Source organism: Bacteroidota bacterium (genome assembly GCA_016194975.1).
In the GTDB taxonomy this organism is placed as follows: domain Bacteria; phylum Bacteroidota; class Bacteroidia; order Palsa-965; family Palsa-965.
The window spans coordinates 216,069-236,748 of the sequence record JACQAM010000007.1 but is presented as its reverse complement, the minus strand read 5'-3'; the positions used below and the strand labels follow the sequence as shown (position 1 = coordinate 236,748).

General features: G+C 42.7%; 15 protein-coding genes. 9 read left to right on the top strand and 6 right to left on the bottom strand.

Translation table 11 applies throughout. The annotated features are described in order from the left end of the window. Window positions 1-3 precede the first annotated feature (3 nt). Complete coding sequence (locus HY064_05600) at window positions 4-1,056, bottom strand: PorP/SprF family type IX secretion system membrane protein (GenBank protein MBI3510117.1); 1,053 nt, start codon at window positions 1,054-1,056, stop codon at window positions 4-6. A 10-nt stretch (window positions 1,057-1,066) separates the two neighbouring features. Next, entirely contained in the window at window positions 1,067-3,937 is a 2,871-nt protein-coding gene (locus HY064_05595) for a gliding motility-associated C-terminal domain-containing protein (GenBank protein ID MBI3510116.1), read from the bottom strand. 611 nt (window positions 3,938-4,548) lie between these two features. Between HY064_05595 and HY064_05590 the strand changes: the two genes are divergently transcribed. From HY064_05590 to HY064_05550, 9 genes are read left to right on the top strand one after another with little or no spacing between them, the layout of a single operon-like run. Continuing rightward, window positions 4,549-5,826 (top strand): hydroxymethylglutaryl-CoA reductase, encoded by a 1,278-nt coding sequence (locus HY064_05590; GenBank protein ID MBI3510115.1) that lies wholly within the window; start codon window positions 4,549-4,551, stop codon window positions 5,824-5,826. Then, complete coding sequence (locus HY064_05585) at window positions 5,823-6,794, top strand: UbiA family prenyltransferase (protein ID MBI3510114.1); 972 nt, start codon at window positions 5,823-5,825, stop codon at window positions 6,792-6,794. The genes HY064_05590 and HY064_05585 overlap by 4 nt, the downstream gene beginning before the upstream one ends. Then, entirely contained in the window at window positions 6,794-9,412 is a 2,619-nt protein-coding gene (locus HY064_05580) for a phosphoenolpyruvate synthase (protein MBI3510113.1), read from the top strand. Before HY064_05585 ends, HY064_05580 begins: the two co-directional genes overlap by 1 nt. Next, window positions 9,409-10,500 carry a DUF3419 family protein gene (locus tag HY064_05575; GenBank protein MBI3510112.1) on the top strand — a complete coding sequence of 364 codons (1,092 nt, stop codon included), beginning with the start codon at window positions 9,409-9,411 and terminating at the stop codon, window positions 10,498-10,500. Before HY064_05580 ends, HY064_05575 begins: the two co-directional genes overlap by 4 nt. Further along, a complete protein-coding gene (locus tag HY064_05570) occupies window positions 10,497-11,189 on the top strand; it encodes a phosphatidate cytidylyltransferase (protein MBI3510111.1) in 693 nt (230 codons plus the stop codon). Before HY064_05575 ends, HY064_05570 begins: the two co-directional genes overlap by 4 nt. Further along, a complete protein-coding gene (locus HY064_05565; GenBank protein MBI3510110.1) occupies window positions 11,186-12,196 on the top strand; it encodes a hypothetical protein in 1,011 nt (336 codons plus the stop codon). The genes HY064_05570 and HY064_05565 overlap by 4 nt, the downstream gene beginning before the upstream one ends. Window positions 12,197-12,214: 18 nt before the next feature. Then, window positions 12,215-13,756, top strand: a complete 1,542-nt coding sequence (locus HY064_05560) for an AMP-binding protein (GenBank protein MBI3510109.1) — start codon at window positions 12,215-12,217, stop codon at window positions 13,754-13,756. Next, window positions 13,753-15,126 (top strand): cytochrome P450, encoded by a 1,374-nt coding sequence (locus HY064_05555; GenBank protein MBI3510108.1) that lies wholly within the window; start codon window positions 13,753-13,755, stop codon window positions 15,124-15,126. The genes HY064_05560 and HY064_05555 overlap by 4 nt, the downstream gene beginning before the upstream one ends. Before the next feature lie 40 nt (window positions 15,127-15,166). Then, on the top strand, window positions 15,167-16,060 hold the full coding sequence (locus HY064_05550; GenBank protein ID MBI3510107.1) for a sterol desaturase family protein: 894 nt from the start codon (window positions 15,167-15,169) through the stop codon (window positions 16,058-16,060). Between the two features lie 156 nt (window positions 16,061-16,216). Here HY064_05550 and HY064_05545 read toward each other — a convergent pair whose 3' ends face one another. From HY064_05545 to HY064_05530, 4 genes are all read right to left on the bottom strand, one after another. After that, window positions 16,217-16,696: a DUF4199 domain-containing protein gene (locus HY064_05545; GenBank protein ID MBI3510106.1), complete on the bottom strand. Its 480-nt coding sequence runs from the start codon at window positions 16,694-16,696 to the stop codon at window positions 16,217-16,219. A gap of 120 nt (window positions 16,697-16,816) precedes the next feature. After that, complete coding sequence (gene rho / locus HY064_05540) at window positions 16,817-18,727, bottom strand: transcription termination factor Rho (GenBank protein ID MBI3510105.1); 1,911 nt, start codon at window positions 18,725-18,727, stop codon at window positions 16,817-16,819. Between the two features lie 434 nt (window positions 18,728-19,161). Further along, a complete protein-coding gene (locus HY064_05535; protein ID MBI3510104.1) occupies window positions 19,162-19,656 on the bottom strand; it encodes a metallophosphoesterase family protein in 495 nt (164 codons plus the stop codon). 325 nt (window positions 19,657-19,981) lie between these two features. Then, the gene (locus tag HY064_05530) at window positions 19,982-20,659 is read right to left on the bottom strand and encodes a gliding motility-associated C-terminal domain-containing protein (GenBank protein MBI3510103.1); all 678 of its coding nucleotides are present in this window, start codon (window positions 20,657-20,659) and stop codon (window positions 19,982-19,984) included. Window positions 20,660-20,680 lie beyond the last annotated feature (21 nt).

Here is a 20,680-nt window from a genome sequence, read left to right as displayed (position 1 = left end):
TTTCTAATTATAAAAAGGTTCAGGCGATTCTGCCGAACGGAAAAGATGATCGGTTGTGAAGCGCAGAAAAATTTCCATTCCACCCTGCATCGAAGTCGCGGCGCGCAGTTTTGAAATATTGGCATCGTAGCTTATGCCGACCGCGTAATGCGAATTCTCATAGGTGAATTGAGGAATGATCGCATCCCTGTGGCGATACGAAATTCCAAAACCGATAGCAGCCGCTTTAATGCGGCCCGTATATTTTGAATTTTCTTTCAGAATGAATTTGATCTGGCAGCCGAGATCTTCCTCGTGCAATTTCCCCTGCTTCATCAATAGCACATGCGGAACAAGGATCATGTTGCTATTTGCAATTCCAATTTCCACGGCACCATGCGCAATTAGTTTTGTATTCAGTTTTTCGTCGCCTATGCCGTAGAAAGTATATTTCGGTAAACCATAATGCCAGGCAGAAATTCCTGCGTTGATGTGGATCCCGTCATTCGCAGAAATATATTTTTCCTGCGTGCCGTAATTGTACGCCAGCCCTGCACCAAGATCGATGTAATGATAAGCTGTTACCCCCGTCGGTTCATTCGGATTCAAAGACGTATTGAAATTCATCCCGTCGTATTGATTTTCCCAGATGAGTTTCGAATAATTGATCGAACGCTGTGAAAATCCACAAAGCATTCCGCCGGCCAGATGACTGTTTGCTCCTGCCTTGATAATTCCGGAAAGCGTCATCGCACCTTCGGTGGTTCCCATTTGAGAATCGCCTGCTTTGTCATTGTAAAAAACAAGTCCTGCGCCCATGTAATTCGGGTGATCTTTCTTGTGAAACAATGCGAACTCAGTAGAAAATGCATACGTAGTGTAAGGCGCGCCGAATGCGGCCCACTGATTTTTATAATTCGCGATCGTGCGTACACTGTTGTTGAGTGCGGTCTGTGCAGGATTGATGAGCAATGGAGTGGCGAGAAATTGCGAGAAGTGAATATCCTGCGAATGAGAAACCGAAACGGAGAACAGCATCCCGAAAATAAAAAAACATTTTATGATAATATTTTTCATCGCGATGCGGTTACCGTATCAAACTGACATTTCCTTTTCTCACTAATTTTTCTTTCGTGGTGCTCAGTGTTGCTGTGGCGTAATAAACAAAAACTGCATTGTCGAGTAATTCTCCTTTCACTGTTCCGTCCCATCCCTGCGTGTAATCTTCAGTCTCAAAAACTTTTTCTCCCCAGCGGTCATAGATCACCAGGTGATAATCTGAGATGCAACCCGGGTTGATCATGCAATGGAATACATCATTCTCCCCGTCATTATTCGGTGAAAATGCATTGGGAAAACCAAAAGTTCCGCAAGTGATATCCACCACCACTATCGTACACGCACTGTCGGAACATCCAAGCGAATCAGTGACGTTCACACAATAAGTTGTCGTTACAGTTGGTGAAGCAGTAGGATTCGGACAACTGTAGCAACTCAGTCCCGCGTGTGGAAGCCATGCGTAAGTTCCCCCGCCGGTACCGGTGAGCAATGTGCTGTTGCCGTAGTTGATTGTTGCTCCGCCGCCCGCAGTTGCAACAGGAGGATTTACACTCGCCACTACATTCACGATTTGTGTTGCAGTACAACCATTCACCGGGTTGGTAACCGTGCAGGTATAATTTCCACCGGCACTCACAATAGGTGTTGCGGAATTTCCGCCGCTCTGAATTCCGGGGCCGGCCCACGAATAGGTTACTCCCGCTGATCCGGTTGCACTCAATGCAACGGTAGTCACAGCGCAAGTGATCGTATCGGCAGGCGCTATGGTTACTGATGGCGGAGTTATATTTGCCGTGATCGTGATCGTTGCTGTGCTGGAGCAACCATTCGCAATATCCACTGCAGTTACCGTATAGGTTCCGGCTGCATTCACTGTCGCAGGATTTGACGCGTTTGAAAGTGCACCTCCGTTCCACACCATTGTACTTCCGGCAGAAGTTCCGGTGAGCGTTGAAGTAGGATTGGTACAGGAAATATTTCCCGATGATGTTGCAGTAACAGTTGGCGGAGTTGTATTTGATGTTACAGTGACGGTTTGTGTTGCAGTACAACCATTCGCGGGATCAGTTGCAGTCACCGTATAGGTTCCTGTTGCGCTAACTGTTGCGGGATTCGGTGCATTCACCAGCGCGCCGCCATTCCACACCATGGTATTTCCTGCGCTCGTGCCCGTGAGCACTACGGAGGTGGTGAAGCACGTGAGCGTTCCGCCCGTTGCAGTAACAACAGGTGGTGTGGTGTTTGCGGTGACGGTGACCGTAGTTGTATTTGTGCAACCGGTAACAGGATCCGTTGCGGTGCAGGTGTAAGTTCCCGTTGCGCTAACTGTAGCGGGATTCGGTGCATTCACCAGCGCGCCGCCATTCCACACCATGGTATTTCCTGCGCTCGTGCCCGTGAGTGTAATGCTTGTAGTAGTGCAGGTAATATTTCCTGATGCTGTTGCCGTAACAGCCGGCGGTGTTGCGCTGGATGTGACAGTGACGGTTTGTGTTGCAGTACAACCATTCGTGGCATCAGTCGCGGTAACGGTATAAGATCCGGCTGCAGAAACTGTTGCCGGGTTTGCCGCATTTACGAGAGCGCCTCCGTTCCACACCATAGTATTCCCTGCACTTGTTCCGGTCAAAGTAACTGATAAAACAGTGCATGACAGATTTCCGCTTGTAGTTGCAATGACAGTGGGAGGAGTTGTATTTGATGAAACGGCGATGGTTTGTGTTGCAGTACAACCGTTAGTTGCGTCAGTCGCAGTCACAGTATAGGTGCCGGCTGCAGAAACAGTTGCCGGATTCGGGGCATTTACGAGCGCTCCACCGTTCCACACCATGGTATTTCCCGCGCTCGTGCCTGTGAGCGTTACGCTCGTGTTCGTGCACGTGATGGTTCCGGAAGAAGCTGCAGTAACTACAGGCGGAGTGGTATTGGATGTGACCGTGATGGTTTGTGTTGCAGTACAACCTGCAGGACTTGTGGCAGTGCAAGTGTAGGTTCCAGCTGCACTAACGGTAGCGGGATTCGGTGCATTCACCAGTGCGCCGCCATTCCACACCATGGTATTTCCTGCGCTCGTTCCCGTAAGTGTTACGCTCGGATTCGCGCAGGTGATGGTTCCGGAAGAAGCTGCTGTAACTGTAGGGAATGGATTTACCGTGATGTAAGTGGTCTGGTTCATGGTGTTCGATCCGTTTGCATTTGTTGCAGTAAGAGTGACTGCATAAGTTCCGGGAGTGGAATAACAAATGTTTGTTGGATTCTGCGCTGTGGAAGTTGCGGGAATTCCTCCTGCAAAGGTCCACGACCAGGAAGTGGGTGCGCCCGTACTCATGTCGGTGAAGTTGATGCAATTGTTCGGACAGATATTTGTATTCGATGCAGTAAAATTTGCAGTGGGAGAAGCAGCTGCAGAGAAAGCAAAATTATCGATCTGTGTCCAGTCGCCGAGGCCACCTGCTGTGAGTACAACAGAAATATATTGTCCGTTGTTTGGTGCAACAAAAGTTGCAGTGCGTTGCACCCACACATTATTTGTTGGAGCAGGTGCAGTATAAACTGCAGTTCCCAATGCGCCTGCAACAGTAGAAAGTCCGATCTGCACAGGAGGAGCGCTGGTCGAATAAGTTCCCCAGCAACCTTTATCCCAGAAAGTGATGGTGTACGTTGTTCCCGTTACCAATGGAGCGGCGAGTTGCATGGTGATTGCATCTGTTCCGGAACCGGTGAGCGCGGTGTACCACGTTCCGTTCTGCGGAAGCCCGCAATAAGTTGCTGAGCGGATGATATCCATGTCGCCGAAACTTCCGAAGGCGATTGTGTTCGACATGAAACCGTTGAAAGCAGGATTGGAAAGATTGATCTGATCGACGCCGGCTGTATTGATCTCAAAACTTCCGTTCATGAAAGACTGGGCATCCGAAAAAATTGAAAGGGAAAAAAACGGAATGAAAAAAAGTAAACATTTTTTCATTTTCAGAGTAGGGATTTGAGCATAGCAAGTTACGAAAAAAGGTGGTTTTTGCAAGGGAAAACGAAGGACACAAAACAGAAAGTGATGCAGGAATTTCAACGCGCTGCAGTAACATAATTAGCCCCGATACCACCACCGCCTCCGGCCTGGTGGTAGCGGGAACGGAGGAACAAAAAAGTGATGAAGTTGCGCTCCAAAATATTCAGGATTTACAATAGCGAACGAACATTCGGGAAGGATTGGCTCTGCTGCATTAAACTGCTGATGCGGTGCACATGAAAAGGAATGAAAGGGAAGAAAAAAATATTAGTATGAAATAAAGCCAACTGTTCAAATTAATATATCAAAAAACAAAAATTGGCAGACGATGCGAGGTTCTTTTTGCGGAAATCCGCGATTTGCCGATGGCGTTTCAGAAAAATTAGTAGTATTTGCAACAAATAAGGGTACGGGCAATAATAAACAGTTTTTTTGATCCTGACTCCGTATTTAGATTTGCTTCGTTCATCCTAATCAACAATTCTAAAATAAAAAACGATCCAATGGGAACTTCCACTTCAAGAGCTTCGCGTGCTATTCAGATCCTGGACGAGCATCACAATATTGCAGACCTGATAAAAAAAATAAAAGAAAAATCTTCGCAGGAAATAACGCACGATCATTTTCCTATTGAAGCCATGGCATCTGCAGAAGGACAAGCTCTGCGCCTGGATTACCTGAAAAAAGAAACAGGAAAAAATGCGGATTGCCTTGCCGGAAAAAAAATATTTGCGGATACAAAAATGCTCGAAGGCAATATTGAGAACTACATAGGTATGACGCAGGTTCCGACAGGAATAATAGGCCCGCTGAGAGTTCTTGGTTCTGCAGCACAGGGAGATTTTTTTGTTCCGCTCGCAACAAGTGAAGGAGCGCTCGTGGCCTCTTATCACCGGGGAGCCAAAGCAACCCGTTTGTGCGGCGGAATAACTTCTATTTGTTTAATTGAGGCGGTTCAGCGAAGTCCGGTTTTCAAGTTCAATAACATTGGTGAATTGGGAATTTTTCTACTTTGGGCGCTTTCAAAAGTGGAGGAGTTCAAAAAAATTATTGAGGCAACAAGTCAGCATGCGAAATTATTAGATGTAATTCCGAACATTGAAGGAAATAACCTGATGATCACTTTCGAGTACCAGACCGGTGATGCTTCGGGACAGAATATGGTAACGATATGTACGGATGAAATCTGTCAGTATATCATTGCCAATACGCCGGTGCAACCTGTATTCTGGTTCATTGAAGGAAATTATTCCGGCGATAAGAAAGCTACTTCACTTTCATTCACAACTGTCCGCGGAAAAAAAGTGACGGCCGAAGTGGAGCTGCCGAAAGAAATAGTAGAAAAAGTTCTGAAAACCACTCCTAAGATCATGGCCGAATATTGGCAGACATCAACAGTTGGAATAATTCAAAGCGGCGCAATTGGTGCGCAAGGCCATTTTGCCAATGGAATTACAGCGCTTTTTATTGCAACAGGGCAAGACGTGGCGTGCGTGTCGGAAGCAGCAGTAGGAATTACAAGAATGGAAGTTACTTCCGGTGGAAATTTATATGCATGCGTAACGTTGCCTAATTTGATATTGGGAACTGTAGGAGGCGGAACAGCGTTACCCACGCAAAGAGAATGCCTGGAATTAATGGATTGTTACGGAAAGGGCAAGGCAAGAAAACTTGCTGAAATATGCGGAGCTGTTATTCTTTCCGGTGAACTTTCCATTGCCGCCGCACTTTCTGCAGGACATTTTTCTTCGGCGCACAAAAAACTGGGAAGAAAAAAATGAAAACAGGAGTCAGCGAAAACGAATTCAGTAAAGCAGAAGAGAACAACGCTTCTTTTCTGAAAAGATTTTACATCTATCAGAATGAACGGTTCCCGATACTCGGTCATGGAATATTAGTGGCCTCATTCAGTTTTTCTGCCATTGCGTACTCGCGGATATGCAGGGGCGCACACGGATTTGTAGACTGGAAAATTTATCTCGCAGGAATTTTTACTACGATTTCCCTTTTTCTTCTCGTCAGGATATTTGATGAATTCAAAGATGCGGAGGATGACGCAAAATACAGGAAGGAACTTCCGATGCCGAGAGGATTGCTCTCGTTCAGGGAACTTGCCATTATGGGAATTAGTATTGTAATTCTCCAGGTCACTGTGAACCTGATCTTCTTCCCGAAAATACTGATCATTTATTTTATTATCATCGCTTATTTGTCGCTGATGGGGAAAGAATTTTTTGTGGGCGAATGGCTGAAGAAACACCAGTTCTGGTACGTGACCTCTCACATGTTCATTATTCCGCTCATCGATATTTATTCCAGCGGGCTGGACTGGCTTCTTAATGGTGTGCGCGCCCCATCCGGATTGATGTTCTTTTTTGCAGTGACTTATATGAATGGAATTGTACTGGAGATCGGGAGAAAAATACGCACGCCGGAAAAAGAAGCGCACGGTGTACTCTCCTATACGTCCATGCTTGGAACCAATCGCGCTGTGATACTGTGGCTTTTTATGTTACTCATTACACTTGTCCTTAATGTTGCTGCAAGTATTTTTGCGGGATACGGAATGACGTCATTCATTGTTCTTGGATGTGTTTTTATTTTGTGTTCTCTTCCCGCTTTTCTTTTTCTCCGCACCAAAACATACCGGCTTTCGCGGATGATAGAATACGCTTCCGCTTTATGGACCATGGCCATGTACCTGACGCTGGGAGGCGGTCCCATGATTTCAAAACTACTTTTCGGATGATGCGTTATTTTTTAAATACTGAAAAAGAGTGTGCGAAAGATTTTGTCGTTGGCGGCAAAGCGAGAAATCTTTTTCGCATGGCAGAGATCGGGATGAACGTTCCTAAATTCGCGGTGATCCCGCAGGAAGAATTGATTTCACTTGTTCCGGAAGATATCAGGAACTCTGATTACAAAAGTATCATTGATTTTATTGATCGTATCAGCATTCCGGAAGAATTCATCAGAAAGATCCGTGCTGATTTTCCGGGTACAGAATATTTTGCTGTGCGTTCTTCTGCAATTGACGAGGACGGAAGTGAATTTTCTTTCGCGGGGCAATTTGAAAGTCATTTGTTTGTAAAAGAAGAAAATATTGCTGCAAAAATAAAAAGAGTATGGTGCTCGGCTTTTTCCGAAAGAGTTTTTGAATACAGGAAAAACAATAAGCTGGAGCAGAAATTCGGAATTGCAGTTATCATCCAGGAAATGATTGATGCGGAAGTTGCCGGTGTTGCCTTCGGGATAAATCCCATGAATGGAAACAAAAATGAAAAACTGATCAGTTCGGTATATGGTTTGGGTGAGGGCCTTGTATCCGGCGAACTGAATTCAGATAATTATACATTAACCCGGGAAAAAATAAATTCGCAACTTACCGAAAAGACACATAAAATTATTCTTGATTCAGAAAGTTCCGGTGGAACCAGGATGGCCGAGGTTGAAAAAGTGAAACAGAACATCGCTTCGCTGGATGAGCAGAAAGTTTACGGGATCGGCAGGATTCTCGACCAGCTTTTTTCCGAATATAAAAAACCACAGGACATTGAATTTGCTTTCAGATCCGGTGAATTGTTCCTGTTGCAGGCAAGGCCGATAACTACACTAAATAAATTCAATGATCAGAGCGGAGATTACATTCTCTGGGATAACAGTAATATCATTGAATCTTATCCGGGAATTACCACGCCGCTTACTTTTTCTTTTATCAGCAAATCGTACGAGGGCGCTTACCGGCTTTTTGGTGGCTTTATGGGCGTGAGTGAAAAAACCCAGAAACAAAATGAAAGAGTATTTGCGAATACACTCGGGTTGATTAACGGAAGAGTTTATTATAATTTAAAAACATGGTATCACATGCTCGCTATGCTGCCCGGCTATAGCATTAATGCGCGTTTCATGGAAAAAATGATGGGTGTGAAAGAGCGGTTTGATATTCCGGAAACCTACCGTTTGACGAAAGGAAAAGCATGGTGGAGCATTGTAAAAATGATCGGGAGAATGTATATGCGGTTCATTTCTCTTCCCCGGAAAAGAAGAGCGTTCATGAAGTTGCTTAATGAAACTATTTCTCATTATAAGAAAATCAATTACAGCGAGAAAAATGCGAATGAACTGATGCAATTGTATCTCGAATTCGAAAGAACATTGCTGAATGAATGGAAAGCGCCATTATTGAATGACTTTTTTGCGATGATCTGGTTTGGCCTTCTTCAGAAACGATGCGTGAAATATGGCCTGAGCAAAAAAAATCAGAACATTCACAACGATCTTCTCTGTGGCAGCAGCGACATTATTTCCATTCAACCCATTCATCGCAGTATAGCTCTTGCCACTTCTATTTCATCCGATGAAGAATTAAAAAAGTTATTCATCCATGAAAATGAAAAAACAATCTGGAAAAACCTTTCAGAAAATAAAGCGGAAAAATACCGTGAACTGAAAACAGAGATTGACCGGTATATTTCTGATTTCGGAGAACGCTGCATTGGTGAACTTAAACTTGAAACAGTTTCTTACACGCAGGATCCGGCTAAATTCATTAAAATATTAAAATCCTATGTTGAAACCGGCATTACGCTGAAAACCACATCAGGGAAAATAGAAGAAGAACTCCGCGCAAATGCGGAGAAGGAAGTCAATGCAACACTTCAATATAATATTTACAGAAAATGGAAGTTGAAAAGAACGTTGAGCAAAGCCCGTGCGCTGGTCAGTTCGAGGGAAAATCTCCGTTATGAACGGACCAGAGCTTTCGGAATTGTACGCGAAATATTTTCGAATATGGGAACCCGGTTTTATTCCGATGGGATCATTGAAAACGCGCGGGATATTTTTTATCTCACACGGGAAGAAATATTCTGCTTTATCGAAGGAACCTCCGTAACACAGAATATAAAAGCGCTGATTCAACTGAGGAAAACGGAATTTGAAAATTATCAGAAACAGGATATTCCGTCAGAAAGATTCGCAACCTATGGAACCGTTTACCACGCGAATGATTTTTTCAGTCTGAGCAGGGTGAATAAAGTAGAAGGAGATCTGAAAGGAATCGGGTGTTGCCCCGGCAGGGTAAAAGCAAAAGTGAAAGTAATATTGAATCCCGATGAAGTTTCTTCTCTTGATGGAGATATACTTGTAACATCCAGCACTGATCCGGGTTGGGTGACACTTTTTCCAAGTGCATCCGGAATAATTGTGGAGCGCGGAAGTTTACTGAGTCATTCCGCCATCGTCTCACGCGAAATGGGAAAACCCTGCATCGTTTCGGTTACGGGACTGCTCAAGACTTTAAAAACAGGAGACGAAATAGAAATGGACGGCAGTAGCGGAGAAATAAAAATAATTCAGAAAGCATGAAAGACGATTTGACAGAACGCGTCGATTTCGAGATCATCCGCTATGCGAATTGCTGGGAGGATGCTGATATTCTCCTTGAGGGATTGTCACCTCATTCGGGAAGCAGAATTCTCTCGGTCGGTTCGGCAGGTGATAATAGTTTTTCTATGCTTGCAGCAGATCCGGAATTGGTAGTTGCGGTTGATGTGAACAGGATACAGCTCTACCTGATCGAACTCAAGAAAGTTGCTATAAAAAAATTCGATCATAACGCAGTCCTGGCTTTTTTAGGATTTATCCCTTCTGAGAACAGGAAAGATTACTTTGATCAGGTCAAAAATGATTTAAGTGATGATGCAAAAAATTATTGGGAAAAAAATATTCAAACGATCGCGGATGGCGTGATTTACCAGGGGAAATTTGAAAAATATTTCCAAATGTTCAGTGGAAGAGTTCTGCCATGGATCCATTCTAAAAAAACAATAGCAGAATTATTCCGGGATAAAACAGATAAGGAGCAGGAGAAATTCTATAATGAAAAATGGAATTCATGGAGGTGGAGAATGCTGTTCAGGATATTCTTCAGCAAATACGTGATGGGTAAATTCGGAAGGGATCCGGAATTTCTGAAAGAAGTGGAAGTACCTGTTTCGGAATATATTTTCAGCAAGGCAGGCGTGCATTTAAAAACCGGGAAGGCCCAGAAAAATTTCATGCTTTATTTTATCATGAATCGGAACTTCGGGACATTGTTGCCCCACTATCTCCGGAAAAATAATTTCGAAATAATAAAACGGAATATAGACCGGTTGAAGATAAAAGAAGGTTATGCCCAGAACGCGATCACTGAATACGGAAAATTTCATTTTATGAATCTTTCCAACATATTTGAATATATGGATGAGAAACATTTTGCTTCAACGGCGGAAGAGTTGATTGCCGGCACGCAACAGGGAGGGAAACTTGCTTATTGGAACCTGATGGTTCCGCGCAGAATATCCGGAAATTTTCCTGAGAAAGTTTCCTATGAGAAAGAAACGTCTCTTGCTTTGATGGAAAAAGACAAAGGTTTTTTCTATAGCCAGTTCATCATCGATACAATAAAATGAGCAAAGACATTATTCATACGGCCATTCTTGCGGCATCCTTTCTCCTGCTTTTCGGGTTGGCGGAAATTCTTTACCATAAATTTAAAGTAAAGGTTGAACTCACCAGAAAGCTCGTTCATTTCGGAACAGGACTGCTCACACTGTTATTTCCGCTTATGCTCAGCAATCAATGGTTTGTTCTTTTTCTTTGCGGAAGTTTTGCGTTCATACTACTGGCCAGTTTGAAATTCAATCTGCTCAAATCTATCAATGCAATTGAGCGAAGTTCTTTTGGCAGTATTCTGTATCCGGTTTCCGTTTACGGATGTTATCTTGTATATAATTATTATACAAACAAATCCGGAAGAACGCCGGATCAATACATCTATTTTTATTTGCCGATTCTCACGCTCGCTATTTGTGATCCGATGGCTGCCCTATTCGGAAAAAAATATCCTTACGGAAAATTCACAATCGGGAAGGACACTAAAACAATCGTGGGGACCGGCGCATTTTTTATCAGCAGCGTACTGCTTTCGATCGTGATGCTGGTTTGTTCCGGGAAATATTCTTCTGGTACTTTTCATCTTCTCCTTCTTGCAGCGGGAATAGCTTTATCGGCTTGCGTTGTGGAAGCGGTGAGCGGTAAAGGAAGTGACAACATTACCATTCCTGCCTGTGTAATTACAATTTTAATTTTTTTCTTATGAAATACACCATCGTTCCGACAAAACCCGGTGACGGAAATTTTAATCTCTTTGAAAATTTTCCGAAAAATATTTATCCCGCTGATAGTTTGCATTTCAAACTTCCTGACCCTATCAATACAGAATATCTTGAATCCTGTTATGTGCTTACAGAAGATGGACAATGCAGGGCCAGGATCGCGCTTTACAATAATCCTTATTTAATGTACAATGGAAAAAAATCCTTTTGTATCGGAAATTATGAATCGGTGAATGATGCGGCCGTTTCCGAAACTTTACTTGCTTATGTTGCACAAGAAGCAAAACAACTGGGTGCAGCTTACCTGATAGGGCCAATGAATGGAAGTACGTGGGATAATTACCGTTTCAGTCTGCATCATAACGCTCCCAATTTTTTTTTAGAACCGTACCAGCATTTGTACTACAACCGGCAATTTGTCGATTCAGGTTTTGAGGTAATCGCAAAATATTTCTCAAGTCTTGAACGTGAAATGAAGGCCGATATTCCGGAATTAATTCAGCGGGAGAAACAATTGGTAGCATCGGGCATGAAGATCAGGAATATCAACCTCGCTGATTTTAAAAATGAATTAAAAAAAATGTTTGAGTTCAATGAGTTGGCGTTTCATACCAATTTTCTTTACACACCGGTATCACTGGGAACATTTCAAAAAAAATACACCGAAGCGCGAAAATTCATAAACCCTGAATTTGTAATTATTGCTGAAGATGAAAAGAGTAACATCATAGGATTTTTTTTCTGCGTGGAAGATTTTTTTAACCGTACAGAAAAATCGCTTATCGTAAAATCCATTGCAAGGCACCCGGATAAAAAATGGGGAGGGTTAGGACACATTATGGCAAATGTAATTCTCAAACGGGCCATGAATGCCGGTTACAAATCTTTGGTTCATGCATTTATGCGGGAAGAAGGAACGTCGGTGCAATTATCAAGAAATACTTTCGGCGAGGTCTATAAGAATTATGCGTTGTACGGCAAAGCACTTTAAAGTTGATCAAAAATAAAAATGAAAAATAATTTCAACATAGTTGATTTATTCTTTGAGTCTGCGGAACGCGATCCGCAAAAGACCGCAATCATTTATAAGGGACAAAAAATATCGTTTGGAGAATTCCGGAAACAGATTACGGATACCGCCGCTTATTTTATGAGTAAAGGAATCTGTAAAGGCGACCGCGTTATGATTTTTGTTCCTATGAGTTTTGATCTGTACAGAATTGTCCTGGCACTTTTCAGGATCGGCGCTACTGCAGTTTTTCTTGATGAATGGGTGAGCAAAAAAAGAATGGAAGAATGTTGCAAGGTAGCAGGATGCAAAGTATTCATTGGAATATTCAAAGCGAGAATACTCTCGTTTTTTTCATCTGAATTGAAAAAAATTCCGATTCATCTTGGTGTGAATTATTCAGCGCCGGTTTCTCCTGTAGCATTTCCTGCTACTTCCAGGGAGGATACTGCCCTTATTACATTTACAACAGGAAGCACGGGAACTCCTAAAGCCGCAAAACGAACGCATGGTTTTTTGCAAGTGCAATTCAATGCACTACTTACCAAAATTAATCCGGCAGAAGATGATATTGACATGCCTGTTCTACCGATCGTACTTCTTATAAACCTTGGTTCAGGAACAACATCAGTGATAGCCGATTTCAAAGCGGGCAAGCCGGGTTCACTGCAACCGGAAAAAATAATCGGGCAACTTGAATCGAATTCAGTAAACAGGATAACGGCATCTCCGTTTTTTGTGAAAGAAATTTCCAGGTATGTCATTAAAAATAAAATTTTATTGCCGCACCTGAAAAAAATATTCACGGGTGGGGCTCCTGTTTTTCCCGGCGAAGCGATCATTTATCGAAATGCATTTCCCGATGCTGCAGTGCAAATTGTTTACGGTTCCACTGAAGCCGAACCTATCAGTTCAATTGATGTGAAGGAACTTGTGCAAAGTGCAGATAGAATTTCTGAACGTGGACTCAACGTGGGTAAACCGGATAAAAATACAACCGTAAAAGTCATCCAGATCACAGAAGAAAATATTGCGGTGACAAGTGAGCAGGAGTTGAACGCGTTGGAAGTTCCGGAAACTGTGATTGGGGAAATAATTGTAAGTGGCGATCATGTTCTTACAGAATACTTCAACAATCCCGAAGGCCTGAGGAGGAATAAAATATTCATCGGTGAAAATTGCTGGCATCGTACCGGCGACAGCGGCTACCTGGGTAAGAATGGGAATTTATTTTTAACGGGCAGGTGCGCCACCCTGATCACGAAGGGCGGAAAAATTATTGCCCCTTTCATCTATGAAAATATTTTTCAGACTATTCCCGGAATTGAAATGGGAACAGTAATGATGCTCGGTGAAAAATTGACAGCGGTCCTTGAACTTAATGATCCGTCGCAGGAAAAAGCAGCGCGTGAAAAGGCGTACACTTACGGAATTGAATTCGATAAAATTATTTTTCTGAAAAAAATTCCACGCGACCCCAGGCATAATTCAAAAATTGATTACGCTTTGCTCCGATTGCAATTAAGATCCTCTGCAAAATGAAAAGTAGTAAGACGACAAAGCTGAATAAGAAACCCGGGCCCCAATCTATTCCACTGATCGGTAACGCGATGGGATTCGCATTGAATCCGACGGAATTTGTTCTTAAAAATATGCGGAAATACGGCGATGTTGTTTTTTTCAAGGCATTGAATTTCAAATTTGCCCTGGTAAGTAATCCGAATTATATCAAGCAAATTTTACAGGAAAATAATACCAACTATACCAAAGGTACCGGCTATGCTCCGCTGCGGCTATTTCTTGGAAATGGATTGCTGACCAGTGAAGGTGATTTCTGGCTGAAACAGCGACGGCTTCAGCAACCTGCATTCAGCAGAAAAAATATCCAGGAATATTCAAATACTGTTCTTCATGCTGTGGGTGAGATGCTCGACCGGTGGGAAGGAATGACGAATGAAAATAAAACGATCAACCTTTCTCTCGAGTTGATCAAACTCACCTCGAGAATAACAGGAATTACGCTGTTGAGTTTTGATTTTGAAAATGAACCGGACGAATTCTGGCATGCATTATCCTACGCACTAAAATATGTGAACAACAGAACACGGACCAATCCGTTTAATCTCCCGGCAAATTTCCCGACCCCTGCGAACATAAAATTTTCGAAAGCTTCTGAAAATATTGATAAAGTAATTTACAGGACCATTGAAATGCGAAGAAATAAAGTGGATGAGTATACTGATCTTTTATCCATGCTGATGAAGTCGCGCGATGAAAAAACAGGGGAGGGGATGACCGATAAACAACTGCACGATGAGGTACTCACCATTTTCCTGGCAGGACATGAAACTTCCGCGGACGCTTTGATGTGGTGCATTTATCTCCTTGCCAGAAACCCTGATGCTGAGGAAAAAATATTAATTGAAGTTAAAAATGTTGCGAAGAACAAACCAATTTCATTCGAGGATTTACCGCAACTGATTTATACTTCTCAGGTAATTGAAGAATCGCTCCGGTTATATCCTCCTATATGGTTGATCGGAAGGCAAACGATCAAGGAAGACAAACTTGGCGATTATATTATTCCGGAGAAGACTGACATTATGATCTGCCCTTATGTGATGCACCGGCATCCCGCATACTGGAATGAACCTGATAAATTTGATCCCGAACGTTTTTCTCCTGAAAATTCAAAAAACAGATTACCCTATTCCTACATTCCATTCGGAGGAGGGCCGAGATTATGCATTGGGCAGAATTTTGCAATGATGGAATTGCTGATAACTGTAGCGGCTATTATCAGGAAATTCAGAATAAAAATTGTGAGCGGAGATAACGTTAAGCTTGGTGCTTATATTACACTTCGCCCTGAAAAAGACATTATCGTTCAACTTGAAAAAAGAAAATCATGAATACAAACCATTGTACAGTTTTGAAAGTAGCCGTAAAAAAATGAAATCTGAAAATCCTGCACTCATAAGAGCCGTGCAATATTCTTTCTACCCGTTGATCGTGTTTGGTTGCTTAGCTGTCAATATGATGCTTTTCGGTTATTTTGAAAAAAAATACTGGCCATTCATACCACTCCTGCTTGTTTTTGGTGTCATAATTATTATTGAAATTGGAGAAAGGTACTTGCCGTACAAAAAGGAGTGGCAAAAAAATCAGGGCGATGCCGGTGCGGATTTTGTTCAGACTTTTGTCTCCGTTCCTCTTGCTTCCAAGATCATTGAAAATATTTTGCCGCTTATTTTATTTTATCCTGCATTATGGGTCAGAAATAAAATCGGTATCAATATCTGGTCAGCCGGAATTCCTGTCCTGCTGCAGCTATTCATAATTCTTTTAATGGCTGAATTCTGTTTTTACTGGATTCATCGCTTTAGCCACACTAATAAATTTCTATGGCGATTCCATGCTGTTCATCATGCCTGTGAAAGAGTTTATTGGATTAATTCCGGAAGATTTCATTTTCTTGACACACTCATAGATTCCCTGTTTTTCTTTTTTCCACTGGTATTATTCGGGGCTCCGGTTGAAGTAATGATCCTGTTTATCGGATTAAGTGCAGTCACAGGTTTTCTCGAACATGCCAATGTGGATTTTCGAGCAGGGTATCTTAATTATTTTTTCAATACCGCGCAGCTTCACCGGTGGCATCATTCGATTGAAGTGCGCGAATCCAATTCTAACTTTGGGAAAATTATTTCAGTATGGGACATTGTATTCGGCACATTTTATTTTCCAAAAGAAAAACAAATAAATAAAGTTGGAATTCAGGATAAGGACAAAGTTCCCAATTCCATCTGGGGCCAGTTGAAATATCCGTTCATAAAAAAAAATTAGGAAATCTGTCCAGGTTTCTCAAACCAATTCTCTGTTTCATTCTGCCGCACACCATCCGGAAAATTCGAGATTTGCCTGCCTGCGGCAGACCCGAAATTCAGGATTCGATATTTATTGCAAACAGAAATGATGAAGTCTTTTTAAAATCTCAAATTATTACTGATTAAGCAGCCCGCCTTTTTTGCGAAGGATAAGTGAAGCGGCAATGGAAACAAAAAGTGAAAGAATGATATTTGTTGCGCACAGCATGCTTGCTCCACGGAAAAAATTTCCACGCGTTACACCGCGAAGTTGCGCCATGATCTCACTGTCGCTTGCGCCGTGAATTTTCAGTTCGCCGGTGAATTCTTTCAGGTCAATGTGTGTCCACGCGATGAACTGAAAAATACTGATCATAAGCGCAGCAACGCTTCCACCACTTACGCCTGCTTTCAATCCGAGTTTGAATTCGATGTGCCCGTCCATCTCGTGATCGCGCGTGCGCTTGATGGCCACGTAAGCGCCACTGAGAAAAACAAGAAAGGAAGCATACTGGAAAATGGCGGTGGCATTTCCGCGTGGCACGTAGATCACACCTATCATGCAGGCGACGGAGATTGCGCCGGTCACCAATCCTGTTTTTACTGCCTGGTTCATGTGGGAGGATTACAGATAGTGCAGATGTTACGAAAATGCGGATGTCTGTTGATGATTATACTTGTCAGCGGCAAGAAGCCTTGTTGTATTTTAATACAACTTTTACCAATGAAGAAATTGTTATCCGTTCATCGAGATCAGAAACTCCTCGTTACTTTGCGTGTTCTTCATCTGCCCTTTAAGGAAATCCATCGCTTCCTGCGGATTCATATCAGCAAGATGGTTGCGCAGGATCCAGATGCGCTGCATGGTGTCTTTATCCATGAGCAGATCATCGCGCCGTGTAGAAGAAGAAACGAGATCGATCGCAGGGAATACGCGTTTGTTCGCAAGTTTGCGGTCGAGCTGCAATTCCATATTTCCTGTTCCTTTGAATTCCTCGAAGATCACCTCATCCATTTTCGAACCAGTATCGATGAGCGCGGTGGCAATGATCGTAAGTGATCCGCCTCCTTCAATTTTCCGCGCAGCGCCGAAGAAACGTTTTGGTTTCTGCAATGCATTTGCTTCCACACCACCGGAAAGAACTTTTCCGGAAGCAGGTTGCACGGTGTTGTAGGCGCGGGCGAGACGTGTTATGGAATCAAGAAGAATGACAACGTCATGTCCGCACTCCACCATTCGCTTTGCTTTTTCGAGAACGATGTTTGCAATTTTCACATGGCGATCGGCCGGTTCATCGAATGTAGAAGCGATCACTTCTGCACGTACACTGCGCGCCATATCGGTCACTTCTTCCGGGCGTTCGTCAATGAGCAGGATCATGAGATACGCTTCAGGATGATTATCCGCGATCGCATTCGCAACTTCTTTCAGCAAAATAGTTTTTCCTGTTTTGGGTTGCGCAACAATGAGTCCGCGCTGACCTTTTCCGATCGGCGTGAACATATCCATGATGCGCATGGACATACTTGTTTTTGATTTTCCGCTTCCGCACAATTTGAATTTCTCTTTCGGAAAAAGCGGCGTAAGAAAATCGAAAGGTACGCGGTCACGCACGTAGGAAGGATCGCGCCCGTTGATCTTGTCCACTTTTACTAATGGAAAATATTTTTCTCCTTCTTTCGGCGGACGAATAGCACCGCGACAAGTGTCACCTGTTTTGAGTCCGAAAAGTTTTATCTGCGATTGAGAAACATAAACATCGTCGGGAGAATTCAGGTAATTGTAATCGGAAGAGCGGAGGAAACCATAACCATCGGGCATAATTTCGAGCACACCTTCAGCCACCACCACGTTATCGAAATTGTACATTTCTTCGAGAGGAGGTTTCTGTTGAAACTGTTGTTGCTGATAAGGGCGCTGCTGGAATTGCTGGTAAGGGCGTTGCTGCGGATTATTTACGTTCCCTGTGTTCTGCGGAATATTCTGCGGATTGTTTACGCCCCCGGTGTTTGGCGGAATATTCTGCGGGTTGTCTGCATTCGGTTTGTCACTTCCCTGCTGCGGGTTCGGATTGTTTGTTCCCATTTGTGCCTGAATAAAAGCCGGGGGCTGATTGTAAGCCGGAGGTGCCGGAGGAGGAGGCGCGTTTTTATTGAAAGGCTGCCGCTGTTGATTTTGATTGTATTGCTGGCGTTGCTGAGGGTTTTGCTGACGTTGCTGTAAATTCTGCTGTTGCGTTTGAGGGGGAATAATATTTTGCTGAAGAGGAACGGGATTCTGTTCAGGAGTCGGCGTGGTGTTCACTGCAGGATTCGGATCCACTTCTATTCTTGTTGTATCCGGATTGGGATCGGGCAAAAGAGTCTGATCAGAATCGCCGGTATCGAGTGTCACGAAACGTGAATCAATCTTTTCTTCGGAATCATTTGTTGTTTCTTCTGATTTGGATTTTTTTACTTTTCTCTGTTTGGTCATATCGTTCGTTTCAGTGTTTTCATTTTTCGGACCGGTAATAGCTTGCGCATCGAGGATCTTGTAAACCAGTTCCTGTTTTTTAAGCGTGTCGTGTTTGGGAATGTTCAGCTGCTTTGCAATTTCGCGGAGCTCACCGACCAGCTTGCTGTTCAGATCAATAATATCGTACATGTTTTTTTTTAAGAAGTAATAGAATTAAAGGATATTGATTTTTGTTCGGTTTTGATTGGGAATTCTGACTGGCGGATCTGCTACGCTGTGACGTTTCAGCACTTAGTTTGTAACCTGAGAATAAAAAGATCCGTGTCGGATAAAGAGATTTTTTTTTAATGCGATGTGAAAGAAACTTTTTTGGGAAGGGAAAAACCCGGAAGGGCTTTTATATCTGGAATGCTTATGCAATAATACGAAGAATTTTTTGTTTCAAACGAATTCCGGAGTTTTTTTTCGATGTTTTGCGGGCATTTTCACTACCTCTCTTTTCGCTTGGCATATCAATTTTGACTAAAGAATCGGTGATCAGTCCGTGATAATCTGTGGCAATATTTCTGTCAGGTATTAGTGGTTCTTTATTCGAGAATATTGACGACTGATTAACGCCTATTTTATCTCTTACCCAATTCGATCACTTCCATATTGGAAATATTTTTCCCGTCGATCACAAACTGCATCATAGTTCTCACCTTGTGAAAACCCGAAATTCCTGCGGCGCCTGGATTGAGGTGAAGGCAATTGTATTTTTTCTCAAATTTCACAAGCAGGATATGTGAATGTCCACAGATGAAAATTTGTGGCGGATCTTTTTCCATTATTTTTTTCACTTCAGCAATATAATTTTCCGGCCTTCCGGCTATATGTGTCATCATTACATCCACCTCTTCACATAAAAAGCGATTGGCTTTCGGAAAAAAATTTCGCACCTCCTGCCCGTCAATATTTCCGTAAACACCACGTACCGGTTTTATTTTTTCCAGTTCTTCTATCAAGTATTTGTTTCCGACATCGCCGGCGTGCCAGATCTCGTCGGCATTCCTGCAATGAGAAATAATTTTTTCATCGAGGTAACCATGCGTATCGGATAGCAGTGCGATCTTTTTCATGCGGCCGGATTATTTTACCACTGCAATTTTTCCGGTATAATTGTGCCGGATATCAATATGAAAAAAAATCGGCATTTCACGCTGAAAACATAATTGTCTTCCTGAACAAGGCCTGTACTTTTTCCATTGAATTTTCTCATTGAAAAAAATAGCTGCAATAACTAGAGTTTATATCGATTAAGATTTGCATAACAATGATTACAAACGCTCCATTATAAAAAACTGAGTATTTGCAAGACATTCCCGATGCTCAGTCTTATTCATTTGAATGTCAAAAAGTCTCCGATTTCGCATTTAGTATCTTATTCGGAATAAACTCTACTGTTCATCTGATCAGCAAAAGATTGGTGACGCAATGCTTTTTCACTTCACCGGGATTCGAGATGCAATCGATCACTACATAATAAGTTCCTTCCGGAGCTATTTCATTTTTATTTTTTCTGCCATCCCATCCCGCATTGTAATCTTTGCTTTCAAAAATGAGATTTCCCCAGCGGTCGAAGATCTGCATGTGAAATGAAAGTGGAGGACAAACAAATCGCGGACGGAAATTATCATCTTCAGATGACATTTCATTGGGAATAAAAATTCCGCAACCGATCGAATCATTCACCTCCGCAATATTAAATTCAAGATCGCTGCAACGCACTGTTCCATCACATTGCAGGAGGGAATCTTTTTTTGTCCACTGGTAGGATATCTTCCATTTATAAATTCCATCCGGCATTACATTCCCATGATTCCAGTAATGGCCATTCCAGCCTTCTTCCGGAGAATAGGTTGTGAGAATAAGTGTGTTTGACGTATCGTAAATTTCCATGGTAAGATACCACGGTTCTATTCCACTGAAATAAGGCCGGAATAACTGAGGGATTCCGTCATTATTGCCAATGAAAACCGTTGGAATAACAATTCCTGTTTCACAGGGCAGGGGCACATGATCCTGTGCGCACAAAAGCGAATTGAAGAATAAAAAGAAAAGAAGAAAAATATTTTTTCGCATGAGTTGAAAATAAAAAACGGC